This window comes from Vibrio sp. ZF57 (genome assembly GCF_001691235.1).
GTDB classification, from domain to species: domain Bacteria; phylum Pseudomonadota; class Gammaproteobacteria; order Enterobacterales; family Vibrionaceae; genus Vibrio; species Vibrio crassostreae_C.
Genome location: NZ_MAKD01000012.1, coordinates 54363 through 71173, shown reverse-complemented (window position 1 = coordinate 71173; position 16811 = coordinate 54363). Strand labels below are relative to the sequence as shown.

At 45.6% G+C, this 16811-nt stretch carries 13 protein-coding genes; 2 read left to right on the top strand and 11 right to left on the bottom strand.

Annotated elements, in window-relative coordinates:
* Window positions 1-82: 82 nt before the first annotated feature.
* The 10 genes from hflX to prmB all read right to left on the bottom strand — a co-directional run bounded on the left by hflX (window position 83) and on the right by prmB (window position 12372).
* On the bottom strand, window positions 83-1450 hold the full coding sequence (hflX, locus tag A6D97_RS01430; protein ID WP_065583677.1) for a GTPase HflX: 1368 nt from the start codon (window positions 1448-1450) through the stop codon (window positions 83-85).
* A 270-nt stretch (window positions 1451-1720) separates the two neighbouring features.
* Window positions 1721-2833 carry a sn-glycerol-3-phosphate ABC transporter ATP-binding protein UgpC gene (ugpC, locus tag A6D97_RS01425; RefSeq protein ID WP_017066148.1) on the bottom strand — a complete coding sequence of 371 codons (1113 nt, stop codon included), beginning with the start codon at window positions 2831-2833 and terminating at the stop codon, window positions 1721-1723.
* 6 nt (window positions 2834-2839) lie between these two features.
* On the bottom strand, window positions 2840-3697 hold the full coding sequence (locus A6D97_RS01420) for a carbohydrate ABC transporter permease (RefSeq protein ID WP_009848502.1): 858 nt from the start codon (window positions 3695-3697) through the stop codon (window positions 2840-2842).
* Entirely contained in the window at window positions 3694-4632 is a 939-nt protein-coding gene (locus A6D97_RS01415) for a sugar ABC transporter permease (protein ID WP_017060634.1), read from the bottom strand. Before A6D97_RS01415 ends, A6D97_RS01420 begins: the two co-directional genes overlap by 4 nt.
* Before the next feature lie 181 nt (window positions 4633-4813).
* Window positions 4814-6061 carry an ABC transporter substrate-binding protein gene (locus tag A6D97_RS01410; RefSeq protein WP_065583676.1) on the bottom strand — a complete coding sequence of 416 codons (1248 nt, stop codon included), beginning with the start codon at window positions 6059-6061 and terminating at the stop codon, window positions 4814-4816.
* 111 nt (window positions 6062-6172) lie between these two features.
* A complete protein-coding gene (locus A6D97_RS01405; protein WP_065583675.1) occupies window positions 6173-7618 on the bottom strand; it encodes an ATP-binding protein in 1446 nt (481 codons plus the stop codon).
* Between the two features lie 45 nt (window positions 7619-7663).
* Window positions 7664-8392: a response regulator transcription factor gene (locus A6D97_RS01400; protein ID WP_017060637.1), complete on the bottom strand. Its 729-nt coding sequence runs from the start codon at window positions 8390-8392 to the stop codon at window positions 7664-7666.
* Between the two features lie 159 nt (window positions 8393-8551).
* Complete coding sequence (locus A6D97_RS01395) at window positions 8552-10009, bottom strand: protein adenylyltransferase SelO (protein ID WP_065583674.1); 1458 nt, start codon at window positions 10007-10009, stop codon at window positions 8552-8554.
* 535 nt (window positions 10010-10544) lie between these two features.
* Window positions 10545-11186 (bottom strand): LysE family translocator, encoded by a 642-nt coding sequence (locus tag A6D97_RS01390; protein ID WP_017060639.1) that lies wholly within the window; start codon window positions 11184-11186, stop codon window positions 10545-10547.
* A 253-nt stretch (window positions 11187-11439) separates the two neighbouring features.
* Window positions 11440-12372, bottom strand: a complete 933-nt coding sequence (gene prmB, locus A6D97_RS01385) for a 50S ribosomal protein L3 N(5)-glutamine methyltransferase (RefSeq protein WP_017060640.1) — start codon at window positions 12370-12372, stop codon at window positions 11440-11442.
* 62 nt (window positions 12373-12434) lie between these two features.
* Between prmB and smrB the strand changes: the two genes are divergently transcribed.
* A complete protein-coding gene (gene smrB, locus A6D97_RS01380; protein ID WP_017064096.1) occupies window positions 12435-12965 on the top strand; it encodes an endonuclease SmrB in 531 nt (176 codons plus the stop codon).
* 111 nt (window positions 12966-13076) lie between these two features.
* Here the strand turns inward: smrB and sixA are convergent, their stop codons facing one another.
* Window positions 13077-13541, bottom strand: coding sequence for a phosphohistidine phosphatase SixA (sixA, locus tag A6D97_RS01375; protein WP_017064097.1), 465 nt, complete (start codon window positions 13539-13541; stop codon window positions 13077-13079).
* 305 nt (window positions 13542-13846) lie between these two features.
* Here sixA and A6D97_RS01370 point away from each other — a divergent pair, with 305 nt between their 5' ends.
* Window positions 13847-16624, top strand: a complete 2778-nt coding sequence (locus tag A6D97_RS01370; protein WP_065583673.1) for an insulinase family protein — start codon at window positions 13847-13849, stop codon at window positions 16622-16624.
* Window positions 16625-16811 lie beyond the last annotated feature (187 nt).

The following is a 16811-nucleotide window of genomic DNA, read 5'->3' as shown; positions in this document are numbered from 1 at the left end:
AATTACTCAGCGACAGGAAACAAAAAAGCGACCTTATCGGGTCGCTTTTCTTTTGGTTGTTCTTGCCAGGCTCGCTACAAAATTAAGACTTCTGCATACGCTTTTTCAAGCGCGCTAAATCAATTGCACTTGAGCGTACAGTAAGCTTGATGCATTCGTAGTCGTATTCTTCCTTCACCACACTCATGTTTGAGCGAATCTCACCGATAATGCCTTGTCCAGAATAAGGAATCGTGATCTCTTCTTCGATCATGCCTTGTTCAGCCACACCCACAATGTACTTGTGCAGCTTGGTGATATCGAGCGGGTCACGAGTCGAGGTCAGCATTGCATCTGGGAATTCTTCAATCAGCTCTAACTGTTCTTCTTCGCTCAATCTATCGCACTTGTTCAGTACCAATAGTTTTTCGCTGCCTTCAACGCCCACTTGCGCTAATACTTCGTGTACCACATCAAGCTGTGCGCGGAATGAAACATCAGAAGCATCAACCACATAAAGCAGTAATGAAGCATCATGCGCTTCTGCTAGTGTTGAGTGGAATGAAGCAACCAGATCGTGTGGCAGTTTCTTGATGAAACCCACCGTATCTGACACTAAGATACGCGGCTGAGTGATCGGCTGAAGTGCACGAACCGTGGTATCTAAGGTCGCGAATAGCTTATCTTCACCGCTCACTTCGGTTGCGGTCATAGCGCGCATCATCGAAGATTTACCCGCGTTGGTGTAGCCAACCAGAGCAACAGTGAAAAGCTCCGAACGCTGAGTGCGTCGGTTCTTCATTTCGTCCTGTACGCTAACCAGCTCACGTTTAAGCGCAGCAATTTGGTCACGTACTTTACGGCGGTCTAGCTCTAATGAAGTTTCACCAGCACCCTGACCCATTTGACGCTCTTTATCACCGTCGGCTGTTTCACGCAGTCGAGGCACTAAGTAGTTTAGGCGAGCGATTTCAACTTGCAGACGTGCGGTACGAGTACGAGCATGGCGGCTAAAGATCTCGATGATGATACCAGTACGGTCAAATACCTCGACACCCAAGTGCGCTTCTACATTACGCAGTTGAGATGGGCTCAAATCACAGTCGAATACCACTACGTCAGCAGTACCAAACTCCACATCTTCAGATGGAAGATCATCAAAATCTAATTCATCGATACTAGCGCGAAAATCAAAAGATTCATCGATAAAATCTTCATCTTCTGCTTCTTCAATCGAACCTTGGTAACCGGTGAGGTGTGCAATTTCTGCAAGCTTACCTGCGCCCAACACGTTTTGTCGTTGTGTTGAACTGTGGTGCTGTGATTGTGTACCGACCACTTTAAACCCTAGGGTTGTTACTAAGCGAGCAAGTTCGGCAAGAGACTCTTTTGCTTCGTCACCTTTGAAGTCCGGTGCCGTAATAGAAATAAGTAAAGCGTTACTAGCTGAGGGTTTTGCTGTTAGTTTCATGTATTCTTCTGTTTATGCACTAATGTGCAACCTAGTATTTGGTCTAAAGTAGCGCGATCCTACGCTGTTCTCGGTCAGCTTTATAGAGCTAACGGAGGCTATTTGGCGATATTATTGCAGTTAATCCATTTATCTCGTTTATCCCTCTGTTTTCGTGAGGAAATAAAACAGGCTAAAACAACAAAAAAGACAGCATCACGTTACTTATTAGTAATTAGTGATACTGCCTTTGCTTAAGCTTAGACTCTCATTGAGCTACTGTCTCAAAAACTAAAAATCAATTCTCGCTTCAGTCTGAGCATCAAAGAATACCGCCTTTGATAAGTCAAAATGCAGCGGCGCCATTTGCCCAACTGACACTTCAAATTCTGGCGACAAGCGACATGCCACTTCTTGGTCGTTCACTTTCACCATCGCAATCGTATCTGGCCCTGTTGGTTCTAGCACTTCTAACTGCAAGTCTAGCTTGGTCGTTGCCGACACATCTTCACTTTCCTGCTCGGTAATATGTTCAGGGCGCAGGCCAATCACCACTTCTTTGCCATCTTGCTCACGCATGCTTTGTGGTAATCGAATGTGGTGCTCTTGCTCAGCTGTACCCGTTACTTTGATGATCGGATTCTGCTCATCATCCAAATCCACCATGGTCTTAATGAAGTTCATAGATGGTGAACCCATAAAGCCCGCCACGAACATGTTATTTGGCTTGGTGTAGATCTCTTGCGGCGTACCGAGTTGCTGCAGTTCACCATCTTTCATCACCGCAATACGGTCAGCCAAGGTCATCGCCTCGATTTGGTCATGGGTCACGTAGACAATGGTGGTGTTCAGCTTTTGGTGCAGACGTTTGATCTGGTGTCGCATCTCGACACGTAGCTTGGCATCCAAGTTAGAAAGCGGCTCATCGAACAGATACAGCTTAGGACGACGCGCCAAAGCGCGCCCCATAGCGACACGTTGACGCTGACCACCAGATAGCTGCGATGGTTTACGATCAAGCAGTTGTTCGATTTGTAGCATTTCAGCGACGCGATTCACTTCTGCGTCGATTTCGTCTTGTGGCATCTTGCGGATCTTCAAGCCGAAGGCGATATTGCCGCGTACCGTCATGTTTGGGTAAAGTGCGTACGACTGGAATACCATCGCGATGTCGCGGTCTTTAGGTTCAACCTGGGCCACGTCAACACCATCAATCACGATTTCACCCGAGCTAATATTTTCTAGCCCAGCAATGGTGTTCATTAGGGTGGATTTTCCACACCCCGAAGGGCCGACAAGTATCAAGAACTCCCCCGAATCGATACTGATGTCGATGCCCTTTAACGTTTCGTTGTCCGCGTTGCGATAGGTTTTACGGATCTGTTTTAAATCTAATGTTGCCATGGGTAATTATCCTTTTACTGATCCTGCCGTTAGGCCACGAACAAAATATTTTCCTGCGAAGACATACACCAACAGCGTTGGCAGCGCGGCGATGATCGCGGCAGCCATATCAACGTTGTATTCTTTAACGCCCGTGCTGGTGTTGACTAAGTTATTTAATGCTACGGTGATTGGCTGAGTCTCTGAGCCGGAATACACCACCCCGAACAAGAAATCGTTCCAGATTGCGGTGAACTGCCAGATCACCGTCACCATGATGATAGGCGTAGAGATCGGTAATAAGATCTTGAAGAAAATGGTAAAGAAGCCTGCACCATCCAGTTTTGCTGCTTTGATCAATTCATCCGGAATCGAGATGTAGAAGTTACGGAAAAACAGAGTTGTAAACGCCATGCCGTAGATAACGTGCACAATCACCAAGCCGATGGTTGTGTTCGCTAGCCCCATCTTGCCGAGCATGGTTGCCATTGGTAGTAGCACCACTTGGAACGGAATGAAGCAACCAAACAACAGTAAGCTGAAGAACAGATTCGAGCCTCGGAATTGCCATTTCGTCACTACATAACCATTGAATGCACCGAGCAATGTTGAAATCGCAACCGCAGGAATCACCATTTGGAACGAGTTCCAGAAGTAGCCTTTGATGCCTTCACATTTCACGCCCGTACAGGCGGTGTCCCACGCTTTATACCAAGCATCAAACACCCACTCTTTCGGTAAGCTCATCAAGTTACCTGCCTTGATGTCTGGCAGAGTTTTGAATGAGGTCAGCGCCATGACAAACAATGGCATTAGATACACCAAGCAGAAGAAAAGCAGTGCTGAATAAATAAAGATTCGAGCAAAATTGATATTATTCATCATGACTTTTTCTCCCTAAGTTCAGAGTAAAGATAAGGCACGAGAATCGCTAAGATACCAGCAAGCATCATCATGGCACTGGCAGCACCAAGGCCGATTTGTCCACGCGTAAATGAGTGTGCGTACATGAATAGCGCAGGAAGATCCGATGAATAACCTGGGCCACCCGCTGTCATCGCGGTCACAAGGTCGAAACTCTTAATCGCAATGTGTGAGGTGATGATCACCGCGCTGAAAACCACAGGGCGCAAGCAAGGTAGAATGATTTTCAGATAAATAGTGGGTAAGCTTGCCCCATCAATTTGAGCGGCTTTGATGATTGAAGAATCAATGCCACGAAGGCCGGCTAAGAACATCGCCATCACGAAGCCTGACGACTGCCAAAGTGCTGCGATAACCAAGGTATAGACCGACATTTCAGAGTCGACTAACCAATCGAATTTGAAGTCGGTAAAGCCCCAATCTTGCATCAGTTTTTCAATGCCAAGACCCGGATTGAGAATCCATTTCCAAGCGGTACCCGTCACGATGAATGACAAGGCCATTGGGTATAAATAAATGGTACGAATCGCGCCTTCTTGACGGATGTTCTGGTCAAGCAATACCGCCAAACCCACACCCAACAAGATAGCAATCGCCATGAACAGAAAACCAAACACACCGAGGTTGGTGATTGAGGTGATCCAGCGATCGTTGTCCATCAGCTTTTCATATTGAGCTAAACCAACAAAGTTGAAGCTCGGTAAAAATCGAGAATTCGTAAACGACAGCGCCGCCGTCCAGAATATATAGCCGTAGATACACACCACGGTCACTAACGCGGTCGGCGCCAGTACAATCTTGGGTAACCAATGTTGCAACCTGTCAGCAAAGCTAGGCTTGGGCGCAGGCTGGCTCCTTGTGGGTTTTGGAGTCGACTCAGTCAAAACATGCTCCATAACTTATCCTTGTTGCACAATCGAGCCAATGGCTTACCTTTCGGCACCACATCAGCATTACGCATATCAGAATTGGGAGTGAAGAGTAGATAGGCTCCCTACGAGCCTACCCACCCTGGGGGTTTGGTAAAGCAACACAACCCGTCACTCACGTGCGTTGTGTGTCGCTTATCAAGTTATATTAGATAGCCGCTTTCACAGCTTTCGCTAACTTAGCCGCCGCTTGTTTTGGATCGGCACCTTTTTCGTTGAAGAAGTTGGTTACCACGTCGTAAATCGCGCCTTGAGCGTAGCTTGTTGTCGCTAGGCCGTGAGCCATACTCGGAACAAGATCGCCAGATTTCGCACTCGCTTTGAAGGTTGCCATTGAATCCAACGCACATTGGTCGAACTTAGACATGTCCATATCTAGACGTACAGGGATAGAACCCTTGTTAAGGTTGAAGACTTCTTGGAAATCTTTGGTAAGAATGGTTTTCGCTAGGTCTTGCTGCGCTTTTTGGTTCTCTTTGTCACTCAGCTCAAAGAACGCAAAGCTATCGATGTTGAAAGTGAATTGGCCATCAGTGCCCGGTGCTGGTGCACAGATGTAATCTTTACCCGGTACTTTGCCTGCCGCAGTAAATTCACCTTTAGCCCAGTCACCCATGATCTGCATTGCCGCTTCGCCATTGATAACCATCGAAGTTGCTACGTTCCAATCACGACCCGGAGAGTTGCTGTCGATGTAATCACGCATCTTTTTGAACTTGGTGAATACTTCCACCATTTTGTCACCAGACAACACGTCCATATCCAAGTCAACGAACGCTTTGTTGTAGTCTTCACTGCCTAGCACATCAAGTGCCACCGCTTCGAATACCGTCGCGTCTTGCCAAGGTTGACCACCGTGAGCCAGTGGAATGAAGCCAGCCGCTTTAATCTTGTCTGCGGCAACAAAGAACTCATCTAACGTAGTTGGAACCGTCACGCCTGATTTTTCTAAAACAACAGGGTTCGCCCAAAGCCAGTTAACACGGTGAACGTTGACAGGAACTGCGACATATTCGCCATCCCACTTCATCACTTTAGTGACCACTTCTGGCAGTAGCTCATCCCATTTTTCTTGTTTCGCAGTTGCATCGAGAGACGTTAGAAAACCTAAACCACCCCACTCTTGAATATCATGACCTTTAATCTGCGCCGCAGATGGAGGATTGCCCGACACTGCTCGAGTTTTCAAAACAGTCATCGCACTTTCACCGCCGCCACCAGCAACAGCGAAATCTTTCCAAGTATGGCCTTGTTCTTCAATCATCTCTTTCAGTACAGCTGCGGATTTCGCTTCGCCACCGGCAGTCCACCAGTGAAGCACTTCCACTTCACCAGCTAGAGAAAATGTTGAGGCAGCAAGAAGAGATAGAGTAAGTAGGGTTTTATTGATTTTCATTATTATCTTCCATGTTTTAGCGGACTCGACGTCCGGTTCAATACAGAGTCTACTTATTCTGATTTGTAAGATTGAAACAAAAGGTAAGCTCAATGTAACACAATTGTTACATTAAACTTCTAGGCCGCGTGGAATATAGACTTTAGCTTCTAAGCCGCCTTGAGGGGAGTTACGAATAATGAGATCTCCGCCGTGTCCATGCAGGATATTTCGGCAGATCCCGAGGCCAAGTCCGTGTCCTTGGTCGTCCGTTGCTAACCTAAAGTAAGGTTCGAAAACTAACTCTAGCTTGTCTTCTGGAATACCGAGACCACGGTCTTGAATGGTCACGACCACCCAAAGATCATCACCGCTGATTTCAACAACTGCTGAGGAACCATACTTAACCGCGTTGTCGATTAAGTTGGTGAGTACACGCTTTATCGCCAGTGGTTTAGCGACCAATGGCTCAATGACGACCGGCTCGAACTCAACCTTTGTCTGATACTGGTTATGAGATTCAATCACTGCAAGTACCATTTCGTTGAGGTCAATAATGGCATTATTCTCGTGTAGATCGGTGTCTCTTACCGCTTGCAAAGCACCTTTAACCATCATCTCAAGCTCATCGAGATCTTTGTTGAATTTGTCTTTCTTTACTTCACTCTCCAACAACTCTGCACGCAATCTAAGCCGTGTTATTGGTGTCTTTAAATCATGTGAGATTGCAGAGAAAAGGTGCTCACGGTCGGCAACATAGCGACGAATCCGTTGCTGCATTCGATTAAACGCTCGGGTCGCCGTCACCAGCTCAGTAGCCCCCTCTTCGTTAAGTGGCGGCTGCTGAATATCCATACTCATCTCATTGGCCGCTCTTGCTAATTTTTTAAGAGGGCGTACTTGCCGACGAATCATCAAGTAAGTCAAAACCAAAAGAATGAGGGTCGAGGAAACTAAGAAGATCACCTGTTCTCTGCCGAGAATCGTATCGTCGAGTTTGACGTAAGGCGCAGGCAACAACGCGGCGATATACACCCATTCATGACTGGCTAATTCTATCTGAACAACCAGAATAGGAGGGTTAAGAGGTTCTAAGGTTAAGGTATGATGGGCCCACGATCGCGGGAGATCGCTCAAGTAGATATCATTTTTAAGCAAGCGAAGATGTTCTGGGCGAGAGAAATCGACACGAACTGACTCCACCTTATTAAGCTTGCTACTCAAGACACTCTCTATAGCTTCTATCGATGCGGTTTTTAAGCGGGTATCAGGGATCGGTTCGACAATCAACGCCTCTTTATTGAAAGAGACGAAAAAGCGCGTACCGCCCATATTGCGGATCTGATCTAATACGATATGACGATATTTGACGGGTAGAGACTGAAAGAAAGTCACCGTCGAGGCAAACATATTGGCCATGCTTTCGGAGGCAGAACGAATCCCTTCCAACTCTTTGTGTTTGGATTCGCTATACCAAATAGACGTTGCGATACCCTGAGCAATCACCACGGCTAACAAGGTCAGTAGCAATGTTCTTGCGACCAAGGAGTTGGGTTTTAATCGACTCATCCAGTTCATAGGAAATACTTCATTGGCAAGGTGTTCATTGACAGCACTTGATTATCAGTGCTCATACTGAACAGGCACAGCGAGAATATAGCCATTGCCGCGCATGGTTTTGATGTAATGAGGATATTTGCCGCTGTCGCCCAATCGGCTTCTCAGGCGACTAAGCTGCACGTCGATGCCACGTTCAAAAGGCAACGCTTCGCGGCCTCTGGTCGCGAATGAGATAGTGTCACGGTCGAGAACTTCGTTAGGGCGAGTTAAGAACAACATCAACAGAGAAAAATCACTGCCCGACAAATCCATCTCTTCCGAGTTTTCATTGTGGGAAATTCGATGCGCTAACGTATCAAGCGTCCAATCACCAAAAACAATCTGTTTTGGCAATGCATCACTTGTCTTGTCATCCACCACTTGAACGCGGCGCAACAACGCTTTGATACGCGCCATTAACTGACGAGGGCTAAACGGCTTGGCAATGTAATCATCAGCACCAATTTCTAAGCCGATAATTTGGTCGGTTTCATCCGATACGGCAGTCAGCATGATGATAGGCACATTCGATTGCTTACGGACGCGTTGACACAAGGTAAAACCATCGTCACCGGGTAGCATCACATCAAGCAGAATCAGATCTGGATAACCTTGGTTTTGCAGATGAGCTTCTAGTTCAACACCATCTCCCACAGAAGAAACATCGAAACCAGATTTTGTGAGGTACTCTTCCAGCAGCTCGCGGATTTCTTGATCATCATCCACCACGAGAATTCGAGTATTTGTTGGCATCGCCCAAACCTATTAAATTTACAACTTATTCACATAGTGTATAGGCTGGCCGATTGTTTGATTATTGACATGTTTGTAAAGTTAGAAGAACAAACAGATAAAGATCACAACTTAGTGACCTCTATCTGAATCTTTAGGGCTTAATCCGCTATTGGTTGGTTATGAAGAGCAGCTGATCTCCATGGCTTTACCCCACTCAGGAGGTAGAGCCGCAAGGTATTCATAATCCGGGTGTTCCGCATAAGGGTCTGCCAGTACCACCATCAAAGCGTCAATATCGCTGCTATCACCGCGCTCTGCTTTGTCTATCGCTAGCTGAGCTAGGTAGTTTCTGAGGATGTATTTCGGGTTTACCTGTCTCATATTTTCGCAGCGCTCGACCACTGAGCTATCTTCCAATTCGCAGCGTTGTAAGTAGTTATCTACCCACAGTTTTGCTGCCTCTCGATCAATTATCAGATCAATCACTTCTTGTGGCGACAAGGTGTCTAGGTTCGATAGCGTTCTAAAGAACCTTGGGTAGTCGACTTTGTTTTGCGACATCAGCTCGAACATAGATTCAAACAAACGACTGTCGCCTTCTTGTTTCGAAAGTAGCCCCAACTTACGACGCATCATCTGACTAAAGTAACCGTTCATTTGCGGTTCGTACTGCTCTAAAGCCGCCTCTAAGTCGGCCTTATCCACCAGCGGAGAAAGTGAGTGAGCCAGTGCCGACAGGTTCCAAAGCCCTATTCTTGGCTGCTGGTTAAAAGCATAACGACCTTGGTAATCCGAGTGATTACAGATCAATCTTGGGTCATATTCATCAAGAAACGCGAACGGGCCATAATCGAAAGTTTGCCCGATGATCGACATGTTATCGGTGTTCATCACGCCATGAGCAAAACCATTCGCTTGCCACAACGCAATCATCTCCGCGGTACGGTCAACAATCTGATTAAACATAGCAGCGTAGGGTTTCTCTTCATCGAGACACTCAGGGAAGTGCCATTCAATGACTTTATCGGCCAGCAACTTATGCTCAGCCAACTGATTGGTATAAAACAGATGTTCAAAGTGACCGAAACGGATGTGTGATTCGGCAGCACGCACCAACAATGCGCCCCACTCTTGCTTCTCTCGATATACCGGTGTGTCGCTGGTCATCATAGCCAACGCGCGAGTGGTTGGGATATTGAGCCCTGCCATCGCTTCGCTACATAAGTACTCACGAACGGTTGATCGAATAACAGCGCGTCCATCGCCCATACGTGAATAGGGCGTTTTACCGGCACCTTTAAGGTGTAAATCGAACGTTTCGCCACTTTTCGCGACAATTTGAGCTAATAACAGCCCTCTTCCATCACCTAAATCCGGGTTATAAGAACCAAACTGGTGGCCTGCGTATTTCATTGCTACAGGCGAAAACTGCTCAGGTTCAACATTGCCAGATAACGTTTCAAGCAATTCCTCGGAAGCATCATCAAATGACAAAAAACCGAGTTCATCCGCAAGCTTATGATTCCATGCGAGCCATTGGACATTGCTGAGCGGTGTAGGTTGAATTGGGGTATAGAACAGTCGAGGTAATGCAGTAAATCGATTGTTAAATGAAATAGAATCCCAGACAGACATGAGAGATACACTGTAGATAAAAGATAACTTAAGATTATCACAGTTTCGTAACAACTTCAGAAGTGCGATGGCGCTTGTTTATAGAGGTAAGGTGATAAACCATTCCACAAGAAGAAAGTGGTGACTAGGAGTAAATTACTGGGGGATGCTTGCTAGAAGAAGATGACTAAGAAAAAGTTAAGTGGCTAGCCTGATGAGAAAAGCCACATTTATAAGAGAAAGAGTTCTGACTTTGAAGACTTTTTAACAAGTGATTTCATAATAAAAACTAAAACTATAGAGCCATGAAGCTGACTACATTAGAGCAAGAATACCCACTAGAGAAAGGGTAGAGAAAATCCAAGTACGACTGATTACGCCAAAGTTACTGTGTTGAATCATTTCTTGATGCTGCATATGTCTCTCCTTGAGAACGTGATGGTGTAACTACAATATATCGGCTTTTCGCCAAAAGCAGCAAGCACATTAATATTAACCTTTTATGACAGCATCAAGAATATTCTGTAACCATTCACCTCTCTGATAAAACAGAAAGTTATGCTCGACTGGTCGTCGAAAGCAGTGCGCCAGCCCCAATAAAGACACCTCCAGTGACACGATTAAAGACCTTGGCTCGACCTTTCGCAAACAACCAATTTGACGACTTCGCCCCCAAGTAGGCATACACCAATAACCAAGACAATTCCATCACTGCGAAGGTAAAAGCAAACACGGTAAACTGTGGTAATAGCGCAATTGAGGGATCAATAAACTGTGGGAAAAGTGCAGTAAAAAACAAGATAGCTTTGGGGTTACTCGCGCCAACAATAAAGCCACTTAAGTAATGCTGCGCAGCGCTTTCTTTGACAGATTGAGCACCGCCTTGTTGATCCGATAACTTGTCATAATCTTGTTGGCTAGAGCGCAGAGACTTCCAACCGAGGAAGATCAGATAAGCTGCACCAGTCCATTTTATGACATTAAATACCACTTCAGACGAAGCAATAATTACCCCTAGCCCGGTAAACGATAAAGTTAAAATACCAGTAATCGCAGTTAAGCTCCCCAAGGCAGTAAATATCGATAATTTAAAGCCAGATTGCACACCTTTGGTCATGCACAATAAAGAACTTGGGCCTGGTGATGCCGTTAAAATTAGCACCGCTAATAAATAATAAATCCATGTATCAAAGCTCATCGTGAATCCTCCTTAACTCACTAAAACGACTAAATATTAAACACCAATATGTAATAAGCCCTCATATTAATCAACTAAATATTGCGCTTAACGTCTTCGATATAAATGCAAACATCTTTAATCTAGGCAATAAAAAACGCCATGCATTGCTGCATGGCGTTTAAATAAAAACGTTTCAAATCGAACGTCTTACTAGATGTCAGGTTCTAAGCTTACAGCCCTAAGATAGGGGCACTAACCTAATAATTGAAACCTAGTCTTTGTAGATAGAGAACTCATCAGCGCAAGCAACAAGCTGCTCACGAGTGATCATGAATACGCCATGACCACCGTTAGAGAATTCAATCCAAGTGAATGGAATCTCTGGGTACTGATCCATCATATGAACCATTGAGTTACCAACTTCACAGATAAGAATACCGTCGTCAGTTAGGTAGTCTGGTGCATTAGCTAAGATGCGACGAACCAATTTCAGACCGTCTGTACCCGCTGCTAGGCCAAGTTCTGGCTCGTGAGTAAACTCATCTGGCAGGCTGTTCATATCTTCTTCGTCCACGTAAGGTGGGTTAGATACGATCAGGTTGTATTTCTCTTTTGGCAAATCACGGAAAAGATCTGAACGGATTGGGAACACTTGCTGCTCCATGCCGTGATCTTGAACGTTCTGCTCTGCAACTTGCAATGCGTCAGTAGAGATATCAATCGCATCTACTTCAGCGTCTGGGAATGCGTGAGCACAAGCAATAGCGATACAACCACTACCCGTACACATATCCATGATGCGAGTTGGCTCTTCAGTTAACCAAGGTTGGAATTGAGCTTCGATCAGCTCACCAATTGGAGAACGAGGCACAAGAACGCGCTCATCAACGAAGAACTCAAGACCACAGAACCAAGCTTTGTTGGTTAGGTAAGCCGTTGGTGTACGATCATTAATACGCTTGATTACGCGCTCAACAATACGTAGACGTTCGCTGCTCGTTAGACGAGAGTTCATCACATGCGAAGGAACATCAATCGGCAGATAAAGAGTAGGTAAGATAAGTTGTACTGCCTCATCCCACGCGTTATCAGTGCCGTGACCATAAAATAGGCCCGCTGCGTTAAAGCGGCTAACAGTCCAACGAATCACATCTTGAAGCGTGTGTAGTTCTGATACCGCTTCTTCTACAAAAATCTTATCCAAAATTGTCTCCGAAAAGCGCTACAATACTGCTAATTACGTTTCTAATTAGAATTCATAACCTGATGAGCAAAAAAGACACCGACTTCGATGACGATTTCGCCCTGTTCAACGATGCAGTAAAGGGCGTTAAAAAGTTGCAACAGGATACCATAGTCCAGCAGCCAAAAAGAAATGCCAAGCAAAAAGAAATTACTCGAACGGCAAGACAAGCCAGTGATAGCGAGTTTTATTTCTCGGATGAGTTCATTCCGCATCTTAGCGAAGACGGTCCGACGCGTTATGCGCGTGATGATGTCTCTAAATATGAGGTCAAGCGCCTCCGTCGTGGTGTCTACGTGCCTGACGTGTATCTCGATATGCATGGTATGACTCAACAAGAAGCCAAACGTGAGCTTGGCGCGATGATTGCGCACTGCGTGAAAGAGAGCGTGGCGTGTGCCTGTGTTCAACACGGTATCGGTAAACACATCCTTAAACAGAAGGTGCCTTTGTGGTTAGCACAGCACCCAGACGTGATGGCTTTCCACCAAGCACCGTTAGAGTTTGGCGGCAATGGCGCGCTGTTAGTCTTGCTTTCGGTTCCTGAGAAGTAATTCTGGTTAACAAACTCTCTCTCACCAAAAAACAACAAAGGGCATCCCAATCATATTGAGATGCCCTTTCTAATTGTCTGCAACTTTGTCATCAAACAGAGCTCAACGAGCTTATGGATTGATGTTCCAAAGCAACTCACCTTTTTGTGTCTCAAGGTTGAAGTCGATACACGCTAGGCCCGAAGTGGGAAACATAGGCGGCGCCATGCCTGTTGCAAACTCTGCAGTTAGGTAGCCAACTAGAGGTAAATGAGAAACAAATAAAATGGTCTCTAGTTTTTCTACTTCAGCCATTGCTAAGGTCAAATCAAACACATCGTCGGACATTCCATAAGGCGTAATATCATCACAGGTTTCTACTTTCTTTCCAGAAAACGCCTGAGAGATCTCTAACCACGTTTCTTGTGCCCTTAAATATGGGCTCACCAGCACTTTATCGAATTGACTAATCCCCTGCTCATTTGCAGCTTGTGCCACGGCAAGAGAAGCCATTTTCCCGCGCTTGGTCAACGCTCTTTCTGCATCCGAGTTGGCAAAATGTTCTGCTTCACCGTGGCGCATAATGAATATTTTCATGTTCAATCCTGTCTTCGTAACATGTCGAAAGTCGATATATCCCATATATCAGCGAAACGCTACTTAGGTTTGGCTCTCAATCCAGAGAAACCGCAGTCAATATAAATAATTATATCAAGTCACTTGCCAAAGAGTTCGACTTTCTTAACAATCTTGTTAAAAGAAAATAAATTACTGATAAAAATCGATAAAAGTGATTTAGAAATCGCCAAAAAGCACTTCATATCCCAAAATATGATCACAAGGTTTGCACGCCGAATCATCGGGTACATAATTTAAAAACCACCTTCTCTGGAGATGCTCCTGTGCACTTAAGCCCAAATGATGAACATCAATACCGCTACATAACCTTAAATAACGGGTTACGTGTACTGTTAGTTCAGGATCAAAATGCTCAAAAAGCAGCAGCCGCATTAGCCGTCAATGTGGGGCATTTTGATGACCCTACAGACCGAGAGGGTTTAGCTCACTACTTAGAGCATATGCTATTTTTGGGAACTGAAAAGTATCCAAAGGTCGGAGAGTTCCAAAGTTTTATCAGCCAGCATGGCGGTAGCAACAACGCTTGGACAGGAACAGAGCACACCTGCTTCTTTTTTGATGTTGAATTGAATGCCTTTGAAACCGCACTCGATCGCTTCAGCCAATTTTTTACCGCTCCCCTTTTCAACGAAGAAGCGTTAGACAAAGAACGCCAAGCCGTTGACTCCGAATACAAGATGAAACTCAACGACGACTCACGACGCTTGTACCAAGTTACCAAAGAACTGGTGAATCACAATCACCCATTCTCGAAGTTTTCTGTCGGTAATATCGATACGTTGGGTGACAGAAACGGCGAGACGATTCGACAAGAGATCTTGGCTTTCCACCAGCAACAATACTCTGCTGACTTGATGACACTGACACTGTCTGGCAATCAGTCGTTAGATGAGATGCAAAGCTGGGTTGAGGATCGCTTTAGCTCAATCACCAATCACAACCTACAAGGCAAAAAGGTTGAAGTTCCGATTGTCGGCGAGTTAAGTACGGGTGTACAAGTCCGCGTTGAGCCGATTAAAGAAGTGCGCAAACTGATCTTAACCTTCCCGATGCCAAGCATGGACGAACACTACGGCGTTAAGCCTTTGTCGTTCTTTGCCCACCTTTTAGGTTACGAAGGTGAAGGCAGTTTGATGATGCAACTCAAAGAGAAAGGCTGGATAACATCTCTCTCTGCAGGTGGTGGCGCGAGTGGCAGTAACTACCGTGATTTCACAGTCAGTTGCTCATTGACCATAGAAGGTTTAACCAAAACCGATAACATCATCCAAGCGATATTTCAGTACATCAAGTTAGTCGAACAACAAGGCATAGAAGAGTGGCGCTACCTAGAAAAACGCGCCGTTTTAGAGTCTGCTTTCCGCTTTCAAGAGCCAGCAAGACCGCTTGATGTCGTCAGCCACCTCGTCATCAACATGCAGCACTACCAAGAGCAAGATGTGGTGTATGGCGATTACAAAATGTCGCATTTCGATGACGAATTACAGCGTTCTTTGCTGCCTTACTTAACCGTAGACAACATGCGAGCGACCATTGTTGCTCAGGGATTCGAGTATGACAGGGAAGCGAAGTGGTACTTTACTCCCTACTCGGTCACACCTTTTAGCGCTGAACAAGTTCAATGCTTTACGTGCATTAACCCCGGTTGGCAGTTTGAACTCCCAAGCAAAAACCCGTTTATTTGCTACGATCTAGACCCGACTGAACTGGAAGGTGACGCTAAGTTCCCACAACTGTTAGAAGAGCTCGACGGCTTTAAGCTGTGGCACCTGCAAGACCATCAATTTCGAGTTCCTAAAGGTGTGGTGTATGTCGCTATCGATAGCCCGCACTCAGTTGCTAGCCCAAGAAATATCGTTAAAACACGCTTGTGCGTAGAGATGTTCTTAGACTCACTCGAAAAAGATACGTATCAGGCTGAAATCGCCGGAATGGGCTACAACATGTACACCCATCAGGGCGGTGTAACGCTCACTCTGTCCGGGTTTAGCGAGAAACAGCCACAACTGCTCAATATGATTCTTGAACGTTTCCAAGCACGCGACTTTAGTCCAACACGCTTCGAAACCATCAAGCATCAATTGCTCAGAAACTGGAACAACGCGTCGCAAGATCGCCCTATTTCGCAGTTGTTTAATGCAATGACTGGGATACTTCAACCAAATAACCCGCCTTATTCCGTGTTAATTGAAGCCCTAGAAACGATAGAGGTCGATGAGCTCTCCTCTTTTGTTCAAGCAATCTTGGCGGAACTTCATGTTGAGATGTTTGTGTATGGCGACTGGAAAAAAGCCGATGCACACAAGATGGCTGAAACGCTAAAAGATGCACTGCGTGTTCAAGATCAGGCTTACGAAGAATCACTGCGTCCGCTCATCATGCTCGGTGAAAACGGCAGCTTCCAACGTGAAGTGGTGTGTAACCAAGATGATTCAGCAATTGTGGTTTATTACCAATGCCCTGATATTTCACCTAAAAATATCGCGCTGTATTCATTGGCAAACCATTTGATGTCGGCCACTTTCTTCCATGAGATACGAACCAAGCAGCAGCTAGGTTACATGGTCGGTACTGGCAATATGCCGCTCAACCGACACCCTGGTATTGTGTTGTATGTGCAATCACCGAATGCCGCCCCTGCTGACTTGTTAGCTTCAATAGATGAGTTCCTCAATGCCTTTTACATGGTGCTGTTGGAGCTTAACGACTATCAATGGCACAGCAGTAAGCGCGGTCTCTGGAATCAGATTTCGACACCAGATACGACTTTGCGAGGGCGAGCTCAGCGCTTATGGGTTGCGATAGGCAATAAGGATGTTGAGTTCAACCAGAGAGAGCGCGTATTGGAAGACCTTAAGGGGTTAACTCGCTCAGACATGATGCGTTTTGTGGTTAGCCAGCTAAAACCACGCACGGCAAATCGCCTGATTATGCATGCTCACGGTAATGCTCATAATGAGGAAGAGAAGCTGTCAGCAGGTGTTAAAATTGGCTCTATTGATGAGTTTCAGTTACGCCCGAAAGATACTGAGCTAGGCTGATAAAGCTGGAATGAAAATCATAAGGTTGATGTGAAAGCATCAACCTTTTTTATTGGATGCAGCCCAAAAGCAGATCTCCTATTACGCTCCTTCGTCGCTTTAGGAGATGACGGTAGTTTTGATTGACGTGTGTTTGACCACCTTTCTAATCAACGCAATAACTTACTTTTTATCTCTCAATCATCAT